Origin of the sequence: Leptothoe sp. EHU-05/26/07-4 (genome assembly GCF_043421015.1) — a bacterium.
GTDB classification, from domain to species: domain Bacteria; phylum Cyanobacteriota; class Cyanobacteriia; order Phormidesmidales; family Phormidesmidaceae; genus Leptothoe; species Leptothoe turfae.
In genome coordinates, this window is the sequence record NZ_JAXSQV010000007.1 from 1,751,304 (window position 1) to 1,768,665 (window position 17,362).

Annotated in this window: 16 protein-coding genes, 1 tRNA gene and 1 pseudogene; 9 read left to right on the forward strand and 9 right to left on the reverse strand. The window is 47.6% G+C overall.

Annotation, left to right across the window (positions count from 1 at the left end):
* Positions 1–104: 104 nt before the first annotated feature.
* A pseudogene (locus U2F10_RS32175) lies at positions 105–371 on the reverse strand (GNAT family N-acetyltransferase); the annotation flags it as partial.
* A 56-nt stretch (positions 372–427) separates the two neighbouring features.
* Here U2F10_RS32175 and U2F10_RS32180 point away from each other — a divergent pair.
* The gene (locus tag U2F10_RS32180; protein WP_163669835.1) at positions 428–1,204 is read left to right on the forward strand and encodes an SDR family oxidoreductase; all 777 of its coding nucleotides are present in this window, start codon (positions 428–430) and stop codon (positions 1,202–1,204) included.
* Between the two features lie 72 nt (positions 1,205–1,276).
* Here the strand turns inward: U2F10_RS32180 and U2F10_RS32185 are convergent, their stop codons facing one another.
* Positions 1,277–1,630, reverse strand: coding sequence for a hypothetical protein (locus U2F10_RS32185; protein WP_163669833.1), 354 nt, complete (start codon positions 1,628–1,630; stop codon positions 1,277–1,279).
* Positions 1,631–1,757: 127 nt separating this feature from the next.
* Here U2F10_RS32185 and U2F10_RS32190 point away from each other — a divergent pair, with 127 nt between their 5' ends.
* Entirely contained in the window at positions 1,758–2,426 is a 669-nt protein-coding gene (locus tag U2F10_RS32190) for a CIA30 family protein (protein ID WP_499874356.1), read from the forward strand.
* A 38-nt stretch (positions 2,427–2,464) separates the two neighbouring features.
* On the opposite strand, the gene U2F10_RS32195 is transcribed toward U2F10_RS32190, so the two are convergent.
* Positions 2,465–4,372 (reverse strand): fumarate reductase/succinate dehydrogenase flavoprotein subunit, encoded by a 1,908-nt coding sequence (locus tag U2F10_RS32195; RefSeq protein WP_499874357.1) that lies wholly within the window; start codon positions 4,370–4,372, stop codon positions 2,465–2,467.
* Between the two features lie 195 nt (positions 4,373–4,567).
* Entirely contained in the window at positions 4,568–5,266 is a 699-nt protein-coding gene (locus U2F10_RS32200) for a succinate dehydrogenase cytochrome b subunit (protein ID WP_163669828.1), read from the reverse strand.
* A 253-nt stretch (positions 5,267–5,519) separates the two neighbouring features.
* Between U2F10_RS32200 and U2F10_RS32205 the strand changes: the two genes are divergently transcribed.
* Positions 5,520–8,117: a BRCT domain-containing protein gene (locus tag U2F10_RS32205; RefSeq protein WP_499874360.1), complete on the forward strand. Its 2,598-nt coding sequence runs from the start codon at positions 5,520–5,522 to the stop codon at positions 8,115–8,117.
* 17 nt (positions 8,118–8,134) lie between these two features.
* Here the strand turns inward: U2F10_RS32205 and U2F10_RS32210 are convergent, their stop codons facing one another.
* From U2F10_RS32210 to U2F10_RS32220, 3 genes are all read right to left on the reverse strand, one after another.
* Positions 8,135–9,280 carry a hypothetical protein gene (locus tag U2F10_RS32210; protein ID WP_499874361.1) on the reverse strand — a complete coding sequence of 382 codons (1,146 nt, stop codon included), beginning with the start codon at positions 9,278–9,280 and terminating at the stop codon, positions 8,135–8,137.
* Positions 9,281–10,011: 731 nt separating this feature from the next.
* On the reverse strand, positions 10,012–10,431 hold the full coding sequence (locus tag U2F10_RS32215; protein ID WP_163669822.1) for a peptidylprolyl isomerase: 420 nt from the start codon (positions 10,429–10,431) through the stop codon (positions 10,012–10,014).
* Between the two features lie 88 nt (positions 10,432–10,519).
* Positions 10,520–11,371: a HEAT repeat domain-containing protein gene (locus U2F10_RS32220; RefSeq protein ID WP_163698837.1), complete on the reverse strand. Its 852-nt coding sequence runs from the start codon at positions 11,369–11,371 to the stop codon at positions 10,520–10,522.
* A gap of 237 nt (positions 11,372–11,608) precedes the next feature.
* On the opposite strand from U2F10_RS32220, the gene rsfS reads away from it, so the two are divergent.
* From rsfS to U2F10_RS32245, 5 genes are all read left to right on the forward strand, one after another.
* On the forward strand, positions 11,609–12,049 hold the full coding sequence (rsfS, locus tag U2F10_RS32225; protein ID WP_499874363.1) for a ribosome silencing factor: 441 nt from the start codon (positions 11,609–11,611) through the stop codon (positions 12,047–12,049).
* Positions 12,050–12,102: 53 nt separating this feature from the next.
* Positions 12,103–12,600 (forward strand): CGLD27 family protein, encoded by a 498-nt coding sequence (locus U2F10_RS32230; RefSeq protein ID WP_163669818.1) that lies wholly within the window; start codon positions 12,103–12,105, stop codon positions 12,598–12,600.
* 122 nt (positions 12,601–12,722) lie between these two features.
* Positions 12,723–13,676 carry an asparaginase gene (locus U2F10_RS32235; protein ID WP_163669816.1) on the forward strand — a complete coding sequence of 318 codons (954 nt, stop codon included), beginning with the start codon at positions 12,723–12,725 and terminating at the stop codon, positions 13,674–13,676.
* Between the two features lie 127 nt (positions 13,677–13,803).
* Positions 13,804–13,877: transfer RNA gene (locus tag U2F10_RS32240), tRNA-Met, on the forward strand.
* Positions 13,878–14,021: 144 nt separating this feature from the next.
* Positions 14,022–14,579: a peroxiredoxin gene (locus tag U2F10_RS32245; protein WP_163698835.1), complete on the forward strand. Its 558-nt coding sequence runs from the start codon at positions 14,022–14,024 to the stop codon at positions 14,577–14,579.
* A gap of 89 nt (positions 14,580–14,668) precedes the next feature.
* On the opposite strand, the gene U2F10_RS32250 is transcribed toward U2F10_RS32245, so the two are convergent.
* Positions 14,669–15,406, reverse strand: a complete 738-nt coding sequence (locus U2F10_RS32250; protein ID WP_163669812.1) for a succinate dehydrogenase/fumarate reductase iron-sulfur subunit — start codon at positions 15,404–15,406, stop codon at positions 14,669–14,671.
* A 390-nt stretch (positions 15,407–15,796) separates the two neighbouring features.
* On the opposite strand from U2F10_RS32250, the gene U2F10_RS32255 reads away from it, so the two are divergent.
* A complete protein-coding gene (locus U2F10_RS32255; protein WP_499062014.1) occupies positions 15,797–16,369 on the forward strand; it encodes a PEP-CTERM sorting domain-containing protein in 573 nt (190 codons plus the stop codon).
* Here the strand turns inward: U2F10_RS32255 and arsM are convergent.
* Positions 16,366–17,334, reverse strand: a complete 969-nt coding sequence (gene arsM, locus U2F10_RS32260; RefSeq protein ID WP_163669802.1) for an arsenosugar biosynthesis arsenite methyltransferase ArsM — start codon at positions 17,332–17,334, stop codon at positions 16,366–16,368. The two genes, U2F10_RS32255 and arsM, sit on opposite strands and share 4 nt — an antisense overlap.
* Positions 17,335–17,362 lie beyond the last annotated feature (28 nt).

Genomic DNA, 17,362 nt, shown 5'->3' on the forward strand with positions numbered 1-17,362 from the left:
TGAATACTCGTGGGATACCCCCATATCTTTTCCCCCTTGCAAACGGCAGCACGATTATCAGGTCGCTAGCAGTTATTCATTTGTTTCTCTTCTGTTTCTCTTCTTCAAGTTTGAATTTCATAGTAAAGCAATGGACGCTCATTAACGATTGCTCTCCGAGTTTGGGACAGCCCCACCGCTTCAAGCACTCGAATAGAAGCTTTGTTAGGTTCATCAACATCTGCCTCTACTTTTTTCAATCCAAGCACATCAAATGTGTAGCGAAGTACAGAAAGTGTAGCTTCCTTTGCATATCCCCGTCCCCAGAGTTGAGGCCGTGTGCCAAAAATTAGACTCGGTGAACTTTGTAATGAATGAAGTAGACCTGAAAACTCTTCTCAAAAATCCCTATACTAAATACTGCACAGCCCCATGGTATCTATCTTTCATGTCCCATCCCCTTAACGTTCTAGTCACAGGTGCAACTGGGCAAACCGGCTCCTTAGTTGTCAAAAAACTACAAACATTACCTGAATCGTTTCGTGTCAGAGGTTTTGCCCGTTCTCCTCAAAAAGCTAAAGCCCTCTTTGACTCAACCGATAATTTCTTCTTTGGCAATATTCTTCAGCCAAATGATCTAGTACCAGCTTTGGAAGGTTGTGATTCCCTGGTTATTCTCACCAGTGCAGTACCGCAGATGAAGGCCCCACCTCAGCCTGGACAACGTCCAGAGTTTACATTTGCCCCTGGAGAAATGCCTGAACAAATTGACTATCAGGGTCAGACCAATCAGATTGAGGCAGCCAAAAGGGCAGGTATACAACAGATTGTTCTAGTTGGCTCCATGGGAGGAACAGATGAGAATCATTTTCTCAACACGATCGGTAATGGCAATATCTTGATCTGGAAGCGTAAAGCCGAGCAACATTTGATTGACTCGGGTATTGACTACACAATTATTCGAGCCGGTGGGTTACTGGACCAGCCAGGTGGCAAGCGAGAACTCGTTGTCAGCAAAAATGATGTCTTGCTAAAAAATCCACCAGAAGGCATCACAACGTCGATTCCTCGGGCTGATGTTGCGGCGGTCGTGGTTCAAGCCTTGCTACAGACCACTGCCCGCAATAAGGCCTTTGATGTAGTTTCGAAACCAGAGTCACCGAATCAAACACCAGTCAACAATGACTTTAAGGCTCTATTTGCTCAAACCCAAGCTGGTTTATAGGTGAACTTAAGTTGCAAATACAAAGCCAATTACCCATGTCTTTAAGCTGATTTCTGCATACTTCCAACGAGCCTATATATTTATCCCATAGTAATCTCGAACATCTTTCCGTATTAGGAATATAAGCATCGGTATCCCAAAGAAAATGTATGCCGATGGAATATAGAGAACAGTAAGGACGAGGGCAACGATGTAAATTGCCTTGTTCGGTTTATGGACAATACAGGCAAAGAGAGTGGCCGCAATGCCTAGCAAGATTGAAAATAATCCAAAGCCATAGAAAAATACAGCAGGTAATTCAGCTGCATTGAGGACAGCTTCAAACCTTGGTAATACGCAGAAAGCAACACCTAAACCCAGATATAGCAATCCACTGAGTATCAGCGGGATGCGTATTAGGGAAAAAGGAATTTTTTGATGAGTCATGACTTTTTTCAGGAGAATCAGCAATGCCTAAGCTAGGTATAGCAGGTCTCGGTTCACTGAATCTGCCCTCTCAAATCCCATGAAGCTACATATACAATAAAAGTATCTGTCAACTGAGGTTGAGGCCATGCCAGAGCAAACCCGGCAATCGTGGGATTTTGGGCGCTTTTTTGACACCCTCAACTACTTTGAGGCCATCCCCATCATTAGCTCACTACAAAACATGTTCTTTGGTTCACCACCACCGCCGCCGCCCCAACTTCAAGCCAATGTAGTGTTTGACTTTCGTCAGCCTACAGAGCAAATGCGTGAACTATGGGGCGCTCTTGACGATGTGGTCATGGGGGGCGTCAGCCAGAGTGGAACCCAGCTACAACCTGAGGGTTTAGCGTTTACCGGATATGTTTCGACCGCTAACTCCGGGGGGTTTGCCTCGGTGCGCACGCGCAACTTTGAACCACCGCTAGATCTTAGTAACTACAGTGGACTTGAACTACGGGTCAAGGGCGATGGGCAACGCTATAAATTCTTTTTGCGTGATGGTGCGGGCTGGGACACCGTGGCCTATGCCTATTCTTTTGATACAGCTAATGGGGGCTGGGTAACTGTGCGCATCCCGTTTGCTGACATGAAGGCAGTACAACGGGCAAGGGTAGTACAACGGCCCCCAATTAATAGAGGCATCATCTATTCGCTGCAAATGATGTTGAGCAAATTTGAATATGATCGACAGCTCAATCCCCACTTTGAAGCAGGGCCGTTTCAGCTATTGGTAGAGTCGATCAAGGTTTACTAGCAGAGTTGTCGCTGATGGGAAACCAGAATTAAACGAGCCTATTTATAACTGCGTTGCGTCAGTTCAACGTTATCAAAAGCCAGTGTCTCTTTATGTAGTTCAGGGGGTTGTTCGTCACCACTGTAGGCCCAAGCTGCTACATAAGCATAGTCTTGATCATTTCGTTTGGCTTCACCATCACTGGTTTGATATTCTTCACGGAAATGACAGCCACAGGACTCTTCTCGATTGAGGGCATCACGGGCCATAAGTTCACCCAGTTCCAGAAAATCAGCTAGACGACCAGCATATTCTAGATTTTTGTTGAGGGTGTTAGCTTTGCCAGGAACCCGGAGATTTTGCCAGAATTCTGCTCGTAGGGATTGGATTTGGCGAATTACAGCTTTGAGACTATTGCGATCGCGACTCATGCCCACATGGTCCCACACCAGCTGACCTAGCTGACGATGGAACTGCATCACCGTTTTATCACCCTGGATACTGAGGAGCTTTTGGATTTTTGTTTGCACCGAGGCCTCAGCTTCAGCAAAGGCATCATCGGTAGTCTCTACTGCTGGTAAAGGGGTACGAGCCAGATAATCCCCCAGGGTGTACGGAATTACAAAGTAGCCATCGGCCAATCCTTGCATCAGGGCACTGGCCCCAAGACGATTGGCTCCATGGTCTGAAAAGTTGGCTTCGCCCAAAACAAATAAACCAGGTACCGTACTCATCAGATGATAGTCCACCCACAGACCGCCCATGGTATAGTGCACCGCTGGGTAAATGCGCATGGGCTGTTGGTAGGGGTTCTCGTCGGTGATGCGTTGATACATCTGGAAAAGATTGCCATAGCGGTTTGCGATCGCATCCTCACCATCCCGCGCAATGGCATCCCGAAAATCTAGATACACTGACAGCCCCGTTGCCCCCACACCACGACCGTCATCGGTCATATGCTTAGCATTGCGTGAGGCCACATCCCGAGGCACTAAATTGCCAAAGCTAGGGTAGCGTTTCTCCAGGTAATAATCTCTCTCATCCTCAGGAATCTCATTGGGCGAACGATTATCCCCTGGTTTTATCGGCACCCAAACACGGCCATCGTTCCGCAAACTCTCACTCATCAGGGTGAGTTTTGACTGATAGTCTCCTGATACCGGAATACAGGTGGGATGAATCTGGGTATAGCAAGGGTTGGCAAAATAAGCCCCACGCTTATAACAGCGCCATGCTGCTGTCACATTAGAGTTGCGACCATTGGTAGATAGGTAAAACACATTGCCATAGCCGCCGGTACACAAGAGTACCGCATCACCCTGGTGCCGCTCTAACTCACCAGTAATTAAATTGCGGGTAATAATTCCCCTGGCATGGCCGTCAATAACAACCAAATCCAACAGTTCACGCCGGGTGAAAATTTCAATCTGGTGGGCCATTTTCATCATGGCACTGTAGGCCCCTAGCAAGAGCTGTTGACCCGTTTGCCCACGGGCATAGAATGTGCGCGATACTTGAGCCCCCCCAAAGGACCGATTGGCTAATAACCCACCATACTCTCGGGCAAAGGGTACGCCCTGGGCAACACAGTGATCAATAATGTGATTACTAATCTGGGCAAGACGATACACATTCGCCTCTCGGGAACGATAGTCTCCCCCCTTGATGGTGTCGTAAAACAACCGCCAAACACTATCACCATCATTGGGGTAGTTTTTAGTGGCGTTAATCCCACCTTGGGCCGCAATACTGTGGGATCGTCGAGGAGAGTCTTGAATACAGAAACTTTTTACGTGGTAACCCAGCTCAGCTAGTGTCGCCGCTGCGGATGCTCCTGCCAAACCCGTGCCGACAATGATAATCGTATGCTTACGTTTGTTGTTGGGATTGACCAGCTGGCAGTGGTCTTTAAAGTTGTTCCACTTGTCTTTTAAGGAACCATGGGGAATGCGAGGATTTAAAGGCATAAGTGTAACGATAAGGAGTCGGTTGAGGTAAAGGGGGGTGGGTCTTCTTGGTTATTGGGTCTTGGTTATTGGTTTTGAGTTGCTGGCCTTTAATGTTTAAGAACACAAGAAAATTAGAGCTTTGAGAATCTGTTGCGGTCAGGAATTTGTGGAGCTGATAATTCCAAATTCATACCTCAAAATTCAACATTTTTTTTAGGTGATGAGCCCCAAATATATGGCTAAGGGTAAGACAATAAAGCCCAACGCGATGCCGATGGCTAATATAAAACTTGTCCCATACATGATGGGGCGTAGGGTGGCATTTAAGGCACCTAAGGATTGAAACGCACTCCAGATGCCGTGGCGTAGGTGGCTGGCAAGCATTACCATGACGCCGATGTAGCTAATCAAGTAGAAAGGCTGCTGAAATTTTTCGATAACCAGCCGCGATAAGTCGCGGATATCTGAGCCTGGTACGGTGTAGCGCACACCAAACTTAAAGGTGAGCAGATGCCAGACTAAAAAACTGCCCAGAACCAGCCCGGTAATGATCATGGAGCGAGAACTCATAGATTGGTAACTAGGCGTTCCGGCAGATGTATAGATGGCATATCCCTGAGGTCGTGCCCGCAACCGCCCCCAAAAAATCTGTATGCCCATCACAACGTGAATCAGCACAAACCCTAACAACCCCAGCTCAATCAGCCATGTCAATGGCCCCAATTGCTCGATCAGGTGACCATAACGGTTATAGCCATCGGCGCTAACTAGCAACACGAAATTGCCCGTCATATGAATGATGACAAAGGTGACCAAGGCTAAACCACTAAGGCCAGTGATGAGCTTTTTGCCAATGGATGACTTGTAAAGGGTAAGCAGGCGGTTTGACCCAGCCGAGGACGTAGAAGTCATAGTTGCTAATGCTGCGATTAGTTCTATTGTGTCTGGTTTACGAAAAGCCTTTGGAAGAATCGCAGGAAAAGTATAGAAGGCAAGTGGCCATGGCCCACTGCCCACTGCACCTTCCCCTGCCTAGGCCAGCGAACGACCCATTCCCTGACGAATGCCTAAAATATTTCTGCCAAGAGCCATAGTCGCTGCCATAGCTGTTTACTATAGAAAGTCTGTTGAGTTGATATGTTAATTGAGTTGGGAAATGCAGGCCATGGACTACACCCTGGTTTCAGAGCTGATGGACTACACCCTGGTTTCAGAACTGGTGGGTACTGCTGTAGGCACAGCGGCATTGGTGGGTGCAGTGATGGCGAGTCGCCTGGGCAAACAGAAGGCCCAGCAAGCGACCGAGCTGTCTAAGTTGGAGGGGACAAAAACCAAGCTAACTCAACAGGTAAATCAGGCTCAGACACAAAATAAAACCTTGAATGAGGCCATGGCCCTGGCTAAGGATGCGGTCATGGGCCTGGAGCAACAGGTGAGTGAGCTGAAGGCAGAACGCGATCGCATCTCTAAAATGGCCACTGCCGCTGAAGCTAAAGTGGCTCAGCTAGAAGGCAAAACAGCTCAATTAGAAGGCAAAGCGACTCAGCTAGAAAGCACAACGACTCAGCTAGAAGGTCAAGTAGCGGGTTTGACTTCAGAGAAACAGACGCTGGAGCAAACTTATAAAACGGAATGCGATCGTGCTAGCAACTTAGAACGCTCATTAAAAGCCACCCAGCAACGTCTGAATAGCCTAGAACAATCAGAGCAGCAGTTACGCCAGCTACGCCAAGAGACTCAGACTCGCCAAGCTGATTTGGAAACCCAACTGGGGCAACTACAGACCCAAACCTCAACTCAGCAGCAGCAGCAGCAGGATTTAGAGTCTGAAAAACGTCAGCTAGCTCAAACCGTTAAGACCTTAGAACAAAATAAGCAGCAGCTAGAGCAAACCCTGGCTAACGCCCAGACAGAAGCCACCCAAGCCCAAGCAACCGTTACCCAGCTCACGCAGCAATTAGAACAAGCCCAAGCCCAAGCCCAAACAGAAGCGACTCAGGCCCAAGCAACCATCACTCAGCTGACTCAGCAGTTAGAACAAGCCCAAACAACCGCCCAGACAGAGCAACAACAAGCGGCAGCAACCATTCATCAGCTCACCCAGCAACTGCAACAGGCAGAAGCGGCAAGCGAGACCGCTCAGACAGAAACGACCCAAGCTCAAACAACCATAACCCAGCTCACGCAGCAGTTAAAACAAACCCAAGCAACGGCTCAGGCAGAGACAACCCAGTCCCAAGAAACGATTACCCAACTCACCCAGCAGTTAGAACAGCTAGAACACACCAGAGCAACATCTCAAACAGAAGTTACTCAGGCTCAGACAACCATTACTGAACTGACGCAACAGCTAGAGCAGGTAACCTCACAGCTAGCCCAATTCCAGGCTCAGACATCAACCCAGCAGCAACAGCTTAAGAATTTAGAGACTGAAAACAGTCAGCTAGCCCACACCGTTACAACTCTAGAACAAAATAAACGACAGCTAGAGCAGTCCCTTGCGGCTGTGCAAACTGAAGATGAGCAAGTTCAGACAGCGATCAATCAGCTAACGCAGCAACTAGAACAAACACGCGAAACATCCCAGGCACAAATCGAAGCAGCTCAAGCAACCATTGCTGAACTCACCCAGCAACTGGAGCAAGCGCGCGAAACATCACACACAGAAACGACCCAGGCTCAATCGACCATCGACCGCCTCACCCAGCAGTTAGAACGGATAGAGCAAGCCCAGGCAACGTCTCAGATGGAAGCAACCCAGGCTCAATCGACCATCGATCAACTCACCCAACAACTAGAGCAAGTTAGAGCCGCTGCTCAAACAGAGTCTGCTCAGACTGAGACAACGATTGCTCAGCTGACTCAGCAACTAGAGCAGGTACGAGAACAGCAGGCTACGGCTATCCAGCAGCAAGAACAGATCGCCCAGCGTGAACAAACTAAGGTAGCCAGCTTGGGGCAAGAACGTGACCAGTTAAAACGTGACGTGGCAACCAGCCAGACCCAATTAGCTCAAACTCAGGCTCAGATTGCAGTATTAGAAGCAGAATTAGCCCAGGCACAGAAGTCTCTAGTAGATGCCCAGCTTTCCCATGATCGTGAAACAGCTCTACGCAATCAGCTAGAAGAACTGACCCAAGCTCATCAGCAACTGGCACAACAGACAGCTCAGAATACTCCCCAATTAAGTCGCCAGGTGGAGGAATTGACGGCAATGAACGCTCAACTGACTCAACAATTACAAGCCGCTCAGCAAACCATGACAACCCAGGCAGATCAGCTGAAAGTAACGGCTAAAGAGCAAGTGGCTATGAAAGAAGCCCTAGAGATTAGCCAAACTGTAATTGCGTCTCTCAAAAAACAACAAACCACTCCCGCACCATCGTCTGCCGTTGCGGTCCCCCCGTCTTCTCCATCTCCCGTTTCGGCAACAACAGCTCCGACTCCCACGCAGTCTAATGAACAGCCATCGACACAAGCTGCCAGCCTCACCACAGAACCATCTCAGGACACTACAACAGCCAAGGGGATAACGGGCAAAAGCTTTGTAATTACAGGCACACTCAAGGCTCTTACCTATGAGCAAGTGACCAAGCTAATTACTGATGCGGGCGGACGGCTTAATAAAATGCCCAGTGGAAAAACCGATTACATTATTGTTGGCAAAAACCCTGGCAGTAAACTCAAAAAAGCTGAAAAGTATAATACCCCGCAACTCAATGAAGCCCAGCTGCTAGCCCTGTTTGATACTGCTGATCAGTAGTGTAAAAGCAATACTACTTAGCCAAGACTTACCGGCTGAAGTTGATGCCCCATGGTTTTTATCGTTAACTTGCTGTTGACTTTCACCAGATCAATCTGATCTGGGTCAGCCTGCCTAAACAGTCGTTGAATGGGTTTAATGTAGCTAGAAAACATGAGTGTTTCTGGAGATGTGAGGTGCAAGTAAATCTCTTCACTAAGCCACTGAATCCCATACTGCACAAATTGCCAGCTAACTTTGGAACATGGGAAGACTAAAAGACATAGAGGCAGAAGCTCATTTTTAATAACCGATATATTGCCCTCCAGCAAAGAGAGCCAGATGTAGGTTTGAAACATGCTCAGATCGCGAACACTGGAGGTTTGCACCGGATCTGACTGGATGCAACCCTGACGACTAACATGATTTGGAAAAGTGCGTAATGCTCGATGATAAACCGCACTGGCAATAGGTTCCGTCAGGGGCAACATTTTGGTCACAAGTGCTGCTGCCGGGCTGTTGGATGAATGGTTACCTGCTGCTATGCATACGCGCTGCCAAGGCATACACAGCAATTCTTCAGTCAGTTGCAAATATGGAGAGAGCCAGATGCGCTCATAAACATCTAAACGACTTAAGATCCGTTGTCGAGATAGATGAATCTGTGTACTTAAAAAGCCAATGGCACGAAGATTGGTAGATGTTGAAATCAGAGATTGTAACCCCTTGAGTAACGGCGCTAATCCTTGCATCAATTGATGAAACTTGGGCAGTATCTGAAGTGCAACTACCTGTTTACTATCAATAGTGTGCAAATGCGGTAAGACCGGGGCAAATACAAAATCTCTCACATAAGCTTCCATTAAATATTGATAAATAGCCACTATCTGATGAGTGATTTTTTGAGCTTCAAGAATTTGCAATGGCATATGGCTATCCATCATCAGATGTTGCGCCCTTAACCCTGACATTGTGCAGTGGGCTGTTAGGTTTCCCAAAACTTTTCTACGGGTTTCTTGACGGGCTTCTGCTGACACGGCAACAGCAAGACGTGCCTTCACCTGGCTATGTGCTTGCAAAGAGATTAATCCCAGCTTGGGTAGATAGCGGATCAGCCAAATTTTAAGTAGGTCAATATTCAGTTTTTCTGAAGCTGGCGGGGAATCACAGGGTATCTCAACCATGACTATTCATCAAAAAACTATAAGGAAAAACTCGTTTTCCAATCACCAAAAGCGACTCCGATAGTTTTTACCATCCTCAATACAATACTGAGTGTTTTTTTGATGTTAGCCATAGGAATACGCTGTGTTAAAGATTACGAATCTTACAGCTATACTAATCGTAGAAATCCTGATAGTGCAAGACAAAAACAGGGTCAAATCACTCGGTATTTAGATATCTCTCTAAAGATGAGAAATATAAGACAAAAGACTGCGTTTAATGAGAAGAATGAGAGGGAATGAAATTATTTAAAAACAGAGATCTAAATAACATATCGGCCAAAAATGAAGAGATAGCATATTGCACAATAGGAGTTTGAGATTACTCTCTCTATTGTTAGTAAATTCTGTGGGGCTTGGTTAGCTATCTTACTCCCGAACACTCTATTCAGATGTGTTCTATTGAACCGTTCAATTAGTTGAACGGAAACTTATGGAGTTTATTTTAAATGCATTGACTTATCTATTGACTTATACGAAATTCTGACTAGTAACGCCCGATACCGAAGGGCATCCCTAAGGCATTGCCCCTACAGGATTGTCCATTTTTAATCAGGGTGAATAAATTCGGATTTGGTATGACATGAATGGGCCTCTAAAAAACTAGCCCTGTCTTTTCATGACCAATGAAGAGACAGGGCTGTAGTTTAAAGCTATTAATCATTAGCGGCTGGGCCACCAAAGCAATAGTTTTAGTCTTGAATGGTCACGGACACTATCTTATCGCCACCCTTAATGGCATTAACAACATCCATATCTGTGGTTTTACCAAAGACTGTGTGAACTCCATCCAGGTGAGGTTGAGGAGAATGGCATATGAAGAACTGACTACCTCCTGTATCACGACCGGCATGGGCCATGGATAGACTGCCTGCCTCGTGCTTGTTAGGGTTGATTTCACACTTGATTTTATAGCCAGGGCCACCAGTCCCAGTACCATTGGGACAACCGCCCTGAATCATAAAGTTGGGGATGACGCGGTGGAAATTGAGCCCGTCGTAGAATCCGTCTTTGGCAAGTTTGACAAAGTTTGCAACTGTATTGGGAGCATCGTTATCGAAAAAGTCGATATTGATAGTTCCCTTCGCGGTTTCCATGATTGCTTTAGTCATGCAGGCATCCTCGTATAGCAAAGCGGGTTAAAACCTTTGCCTATGATGGCAGCAAGCGTAGTTTGGCTCAAGCTGAGTTGCAGATATCTTATCGACGACGTTTGGTTTTGTTAGTTTTTTTAGCTTTTGGCGCAGGTTTCTTGCTGCCTTTAAAGCGATTGAGGGCGGCACTGGCAGCAGCTACAACACGGCTGTCAGTATCTCTAAGTGCCTGCCGCAGAAAGGGAATTGCCTTGATGGAACCAGATTCTTGAAGGGCTGTAATGGCTGCTAGACGAACATCAGCATCGACATCTTTGGTGAGCTTGCCAAGCTGGGGGACAGCGCGAATAGCTTCCTTACGATTGAGGGCGGCGGTTTTACCTAGTTCAGCTGCGGTTTGAGTCAGTTGGGTATTCTGGCTGGCGTTGGGCTGGCCAGGTGCAGTCGTTGTCTCAACCGAGGTTGTGGCCACTGTCTCTGGGGGGGTAGCGGGTTCAGATGTGGCTCCAGGTGGATTGTTGCTCTCTGCCCAGGGATCTGGAATGGGTGTAAAGGTTTGTTCTGGAATGGGTTGAGTGGCTTCAATTGGGGGCGCTGAAACCTCGTTGACTGCATCTGCCGTCGTTTCTGGCACTGCATTGGTTTCTTCTTGAAAGCCAATGCCGGTCAATGCTGCAATACGCGCTTCGTATTCGGCGTCTAGCTCGGTGAGTTGTTCTTCATGGGTGTCTTGGTAACGCTCAATTTTGGCGGCCAATTGCTGTTCGTAGTCAGCGGCCATTTTTTCCAGGGCTGCATTTAAATCTTGGGCATGATCTTCCTGGATGCGGTTCAAGCGATTAATGGATTGCTGTAAGGCATTATCCTGGCGACGAATAATGCGTTGCATTAAGAAGGCGGTTACACCCGAACCGATCCCCAATCCAATTAATACGCCTATCCCTGCTTGCGTCGCCATAACAGCGCTTCCTCATGTAGGTTCACTTTCTAAATCAGATGGATTATCCCCTAAAATCAGATGGATTATCCCCTATGATGCCAAAGTTTGACATCGGTAATGGCCATTAGGTATACCCACTGGTAATGTATTACACCTCGTTACACTATTGACTGCAGAATTGCTGAATGTGTTCTGCTTCAAATAATTTGCATTACCGTGTAGATATTGTTGATTTGATGAGGGAGCTTATTATCTTTGACTGAGGCACTTAGATTGGATACATCAGGAAATAGTGTAGATGCGATCGCAACGGAACAAATAGACGAAAAGGCATTAGAGCTGGCGACAGCCATTGCCAATGCCGCCGATGACCGGAAAGCAGAGGATATTTCTATCCTACAGGTGGGCGATGCGTCCTATCTAGCTGATTACTTTGTAATTGCCACTGGGTTTACCAATGTCCAGGTTCGTGCGATTGCCCGCTCCATTGAGTCCACCATCGAAACGGACCATGGCTGCTCTCCTCTACGTACAGAGGGCGTTGAAGAAGGGAAATGGGTGATTTATGACTACGGTGACGTCATTGCCCACATTTTTCAGCCACGTGAGCGCGAATATTACGATCTTGAGGCATTCTGGGGCCACGTTAAGCGCATTGAGTTTATTCCTACGCCCTCCCCTGGCATGGGGCCATAGGCCAAAGCGAGTGCTTATCCTATGATGAAGTTATTAAAACGTAACCATTGGCCATGAAACGCTCTGCACCACGCTGTCCTGTTCCTGCTGAGCAGCTGCCTATTCGAGAATATGAGGAAATGCGGGAGTCCTGGTTTTATAGCTGGGGTGCCCGTAGTTTGCGTGGTTACACCGTCCCTGTTCTAGTGGTTTGGGGGCTCAGTTGGTTAGTCTCCGCACCGATTGCCGCTGCCAGTTTTGCTCCAACCAAATTTTTGACTCAGTTTTTGGTGAGTGCCTCATTGGGAGCTTTGGTGATACCAACGCTAACGTTGCTACAGCTTTATGTGGGTTGGTCCCATGTGGGTCATCGCTTGCAAATCAGGGACCTGCCCTACGAAGAGTCGGGTTGGTATGACGGTCAGATATGGACTAAGCCTGATGATGTATTCAATCGCGATTGCCTGATCGTGGATTACCAGGTGAAACCAATCTTAAGTCGCCTGAGAAAAACCTTTGGTATCATAGCCAGCTGCCTGGCAACCAGTATTCTGGGGTGGTCGCTCCTCTAACTATTTTCCTGTTTTGCCAAGATAAGTCAGGTATTCAGTTTTTATCGGTGTATTCTGATCCCGGTTCAGATGGTCCGGTATCTTTGTATATCGTCATTTTCTAGCTGTTTCAATCAAAATTTATGCCTAGGCCAAGCCGTATCTCCACTACTCCATTGGCAGTCCAACTGTTGAGAGAAGGGATTGTCGAGTCTGTTCATCAGGTCCACGCGGCAGTGGCTGATAGTCGCGGGAGACTACTATCAGGAGCTGGTGATGCAGATAATGCCAGCTTTATACGTTCTGCCCTGAAGCCCTTCCAAGCGATGGCTATTGCATCTACAGGGGCTTTGGATGCGTTTAAGCTTACTGACAAAGATTTGGCCATTATCTGTGGTTCTCACCAAGGCCTGACCCACCAGGCCCGGCAAGTATTTGGCATTTTGTGGCGTGCTGATTTAGAACCTACGTGTTTACGATGTCCGGTGCCCGATGGCAAGAAGAGCCCGTTGGAACACAACTGTTCAGGTAAGCATGCGGGCATGCTGGCATGCTGTAAACAGCAAGGATGGGAACTCAATACCTATCTGAACCGCAATCATCCTTTGCAACAGCTGATTCTCAATCGCTTTGCCAGTTTATTGGGAATGCCATCTGACGAGTTTATTTGCGCCCACGATGACTGTGGTGCTCCCACCTATTTCATGCAGCTGCGACAAATGGCAACGCTGTATGCCAAATTGGCGTCAGGAGAAAACCTGGAGATGGAGCGAGTTGTGCGAGCCATGACACACCATCCGGAGATGGTATCAGGCCCCGGCGGATTTGATACGGAATTAATGTGCTTGACCCATGGCGAAATTCTCAGTAAGTCTGGGGCAGAAGGGATTCAATGTATGAGTCGAGTAGGGGAAGGCTTGGGGGTAGCCCTGAAGGTCGTGGATGGCTCTAAGCGGGCTAAATATGCAGCGGCTCTCCATGTTTTACGACAGTTGGGATGGATTTCTCCAGATATTGCCGACACGATGGCCGAAACCTATTTAAATTTGAGCGACTACAAGCGGCTCGATATGGTTGGTGAAATTGACCTTGTTTAGTTTCTTGAAAAGCCTACTGTCATGGGCTTTTGGCAGAATTAGATATGAAAAAATCTGGGGATCAAAAATTAATGGCAAAAAAGTATTGCACTTTACACAACCCATAGCTATAGTAGTAAAGCGCTGACGCGGGGTAGAGCAGTCTGGTAGCTCGTCGGGCTCATAACCCGAAGGTCGTTGGTTCAAATCCGGCCCCCGCCACTTAAGAAAAAATAAGGTTCGAAGTTTAACTTCGAACCTTATTTTTTTGTGTATCTCATCTAATTTCCTTAGTGTTTGAGACAACCTGTGGGCTTGGCCAGAAATGTTAACTTAAGTAAAGTATTTGCTTTGCTGTTGTTTGTTATGACCCTTTCGTTTGTCCGTCGTTGTATTTACCGTCTGGCTTTGTCGGTGCTCTTGGTGGGGGTGCTGATTTTAGGGCCATCATTACCGGCCCAAGCTCTCGGTGGTGAACAAGTACCGTTGGGGGAGCCTGCTCCTGCCTTTACGCTCCCCACAAATGTAGGCGATGGGGAAATTTCCCTAACAGATTACTTGGGACAGTGGGTTGTTCTTTATTTCTACCCCAAGGACTTTACCCCTGGTTGCACGTTGGAAGCACAACGCTTTCAGCGAGATTTACCAGAGTTTATTGAGCGCAAGACCCAGGTTATTGGTGTCAGTGCTGACGATGTGGATAGCCATGCTGAATTTTGTGATTCCGAAGGCTTAAAGTTTCCCTTACTGGCAGATACTGATGGTGCGGTGAGCCGTGCCTATGGGTCTTGGATGAAACCCATGTCGATGCGCCATACTTATCTAATTGCTCCAGATGGGACCATGCGCGAGCGTTTTCTCGGTGTGCGCCCGGCAATTCATAGCCAAGAAGTCCTGGCCCGATTGGACGAACTCCAGGCCTAATAATCGTGTGGGGACGTTCCATGGAACGTCCCCACACGATTTGGGGTATGGCTTTACGATTTGGACAACCCACGATTGGGTGATAGGCCTTAAAAAATGGTCTTGAGGTATTCGCGGCGCATGGTTGCGATCGCATCAATCGAAATTCCCTTAGGACAGACCGCCTGACATTCTCCGTGGTTAGAGCAATCACCAAAGCCTTCGGCTGTCATTTGTTCAGTCATGTTGATGACACGCTGACGGCGTTCGGGATGTCCCTGGGGAAGTAAAGACAGATGAGCCACCTTCGCCGCAGTAAATAGGGCGGCAGACGCATTGGGGCAAGCCGCTACACAGGCTCCACAGCCAATACAAGTGGCATAATCAAAGGCAGTTTGCGCTTTACCAGGGGCAACAGGAAGACTATTAGCTTCAGGCGCAGACCCGGTTTTTACAGATACAAAGCCCCCGGCTGCCATGATCCGGTCCAACGCACTGCGATCTACCACTAAGTCTTTAACAACTGGGAATGCCTGAGCCCTCCAAGGCTCGATGACGATGGTATCCCCATCTTTGAAGTTACGCATATACAGTTGGCAAGTAGCCGTACGCAGCTCTGGTCCATGGGCCTGACCATTGATCATCAGGTCACAAGAGCCACAAATTCCCTCTCTACAATCGTGATCAAATTCCACCGGCTCTTGCCCCGAGGCTGTGAGCTGTTCATTGAGTAAATCAAGTAATTCTAGAAAGGACATATCGGGAGATACGCCTGAAAGGCGATAGTCCTCTAGATGCCCTGATTGATCAGGAGCTGCCTGTCGCCAAACCTTAAGCTTTAGCTGCATTGTTCGTCATTGTTTTATCGATGGAATACATAGCCCTGAGATCTACGGTGCCGCTCAGAACTTATAGCTTGGCGCACATAGCTGTTGCTAGACACAAGGCAGATTTGTTTGCCAACAGTTCAATAGTACGCCCAGGGCTTCATGACTGCCACAACTATTATGTAATCCGACATTAGGCTGAAAAAAATAGTACTTAATATCTTTTGTTGGACTACCTCTTGTTTTTCAAGTCCGCAATTTTTCAGAATAGTTGACTACAAGTTTAAGTAAACACTCATCAAATTTCCTTGTTGTTACTGGCGTTTTTGTTATGACTCTCCTTTAGGGTATACATACAGGATTTAAAGATGTTTAGAGACCATAAATTGACTGAGCTAAGGTAATCTTGTCATGATGAATCGCGTTTGTTTGATGGCGGCAACAACTGCCATATTGACATTCTTTAAGGCACAAGTAGCTTTTGCTCACACTGTTTCCTATGACTTCACTGTAGATGTTACATCCGGCCCCCTCGCAGGAGAGCGCTATATAGGGTTAACATCCGTTGATGTCACGAATTTACTGAAAGAGAGTTACGAAACGGTTCGGCCTACGTCAATTATCTTTGATTTTGGTGGCATCACATTTACTGATGACAATGATGTTTTAGATATTGATGCCAACTCTCCAAAAGTCAACTTTCAAGATGGCCAGTTTATGGGTATCACCTATATCGTTTCTCGTTTAGGTAATAACCCTGCGGAAATTCCGCTTATTAACGATGTCGCAGTGGATGGATTTGCGATTGACAACAATGAATTTGGATATGTTGTGGGGGCAAATCTTTACCGAGGAGATACTGTGAATCATGCATTGCCCCCCAACTCGACTAGTCCAAATAGGCAGTCGGTGCCAGAGCCGTCTGTTTGGTTAGGCTTTGCCACAGTGGGCTGTGGCTGCTGGCTAACGCGCCGTCTAGGTTAGCAACACCCCCCTCCGTCATAGAACCAGGTGGATGGGGTTAAAACAATCTCATTAGGGAACTTGCTGGCCAGGTTAGCTGCAGTTTTATCGCATACTGCCAGGGGAATGCCTGGCTGCATGATATGTCCGGACTGATCGTCAAGGTACTCTTCTGTGCCAGCATAGACAGCTGTTTTGCCAGTAAAGACACAGGCTCCATCAGGAGGAAGGGGAACCTTGAACGCAACTGAGTCTAAGCTTTCTAGCAATAGGGGTTGATCTAGGTTGTAGGTTTCTTTACCCAGTAGACGGTAGGGGCGACGGGCTCGAATTTCCACCTGGCCAAAACCCGTGTCAATTAAGGCCTGAATATACTCGTTATAGGTGAGGGCTCCCGACAGGCATAGAGCCCGCAACCGTTCGTCTGCTTGCAAGTGGGGGGGGATTGGGCGAGTGGCAATGGGATCACTCATGACCAAACGACCGCCAGGTTTAATCACTCGATAGGCTTCTTTTAGAGCCCGTACTAGATCCGCCGGTTCAAAAATGTTGAACAGACAGTTCTGTGCCATCACATCGACGGAATTGTCGGGGATGGGCAAATCGAATGCATCACCTTTACGAATGTCGACAAAGCTGGGGTCAAACCAGTCGTTTTCTTCGGCAGCGATGGCTAGATTGCGCTGGGCTGCATCCCTCATCGCATCTACAGGATCCACAGCAATGACCCCCTGGGGCCGCCGTGAAAAATAGGCAAATTGTAAGGCTTCAATGCCACCACCAACGCCAACATAGAGCACGGTAGGGTCACCTGATAATTCGGACGGATGGACGGTTGTACCGCAACCGTAGTTCATTTCCTGCATCAGGGTAGGAACATTTAAGTCCGGTAGCTGCAATGGGGTGCTCTGAACACAGCACAGTCCTACCATGGGGTCTTCGGCCACGTCACTATAGAACTTAGCTGTGGTTTCAAGGTAGCTCATGTAATTCTCCTAGAAGAAAACGAAGGGG

Excerpts from the sequence above, each read along its gene's own strand:
- U2F10_RS32185 (WP_163669833.1), bottom strand. The coding sequence starts at position 1,630 with ATGACTCATCAAAAAATTCCTTTTTCCCTAATACGCATCCCGCTGATA.
- U2F10_RS32200 (WP_163669828.1), bottom strand. The coding sequence starts at position 5,266 with ATGACTTCTACGTCCTCGGCTGGGTCAAACCGCCTGCTTACCCTTTAC.
- U2F10_RS32215 (WP_163669822.1), bottom strand. The coding sequence starts at position 10,431 with ATGACTAAAGCAATCATGGAAACCGCGAAGGGAACTATCAATATCGAC.
- U2F10_RS32180 (WP_163669835.1), top strand. The coding sequence starts at position 428 with ATGTCCCATCCCCTTAACGTTCTAGTCACAGGTGCAACTGGGCAAACC.
- arsM (WP_163669802.1), bottom strand. The coding sequence starts at position 17,334 with ATGAGCTACCTTGAAACCACAGCTAAGTTCTATAGTGACGTGGCCGAA.
- U2F10_RS32205 (WP_499874360.1), top strand. The coding sequence starts at position 5,520 with ATGGACTACACCCTGGTTTCAGAGCTGATGGACTACACCCTGGTTTCA.
- U2F10_RS32210 (WP_499874361.1), bottom strand. The coding sequence starts at position 9,280 with ATGGTTGAGATACCCTGTGATTCCCCGCCAGCTTCAGAAAAACTGAAT.
- U2F10_RS32255 (WP_499062014.1), top strand. The coding sequence starts at position 15,797 with ATGATGAATCGCGTTTGTTTGATGGCGGCAACAACTGCCATATTGACA.
- U2F10_RS32190 (WP_499874356.1), top strand. The coding sequence starts at position 1,758 with ATGCCAGAGCAAACCCGGCAATCGTGGGATTTTGGGCGCTTTTTTGAC.
- U2F10_RS32195 (WP_499874357.1), bottom strand. The coding sequence starts at position 4,372 with ATGCCTTTAAATCCTCGCATTCCCCATGGTTCCTTAAAAGACAAGTGG.
- U2F10_RS32220 (WP_163698837.1), bottom strand. The coding sequence starts at position 11,371 with ATGGCGACGCAAGCAGGGATAGGCGTATTAATTGGATTGGGGATCGGT.
- U2F10_RS32235 (WP_163669816.1), top strand. The coding sequence starts at position 12,723 with ATGCCTAGGCCAAGCCGTATCTCCACTACTCCATTGGCAGTCCAACTG.
- U2F10_RS32250 (WP_163669812.1), bottom strand. The coding sequence starts at position 15,406 with ATGCAGCTAAAGCTTAAGGTTTGGCGACAGGCAGCTCCTGATCAATCA.
- U2F10_RS32245 (WP_163698835.1), top strand. The coding sequence starts at position 14,022 with ATGACCCTTTCGTTTGTCCGTCGTTGTATTTACCGTCTGGCTTTGTCG.
- U2F10_RS32230 (WP_163669818.1), top strand. The coding sequence starts at position 12,103 with ATGAAACGCTCTGCACCACGCTGTCCTGTTCCTGCTGAGCAGCTGCCT.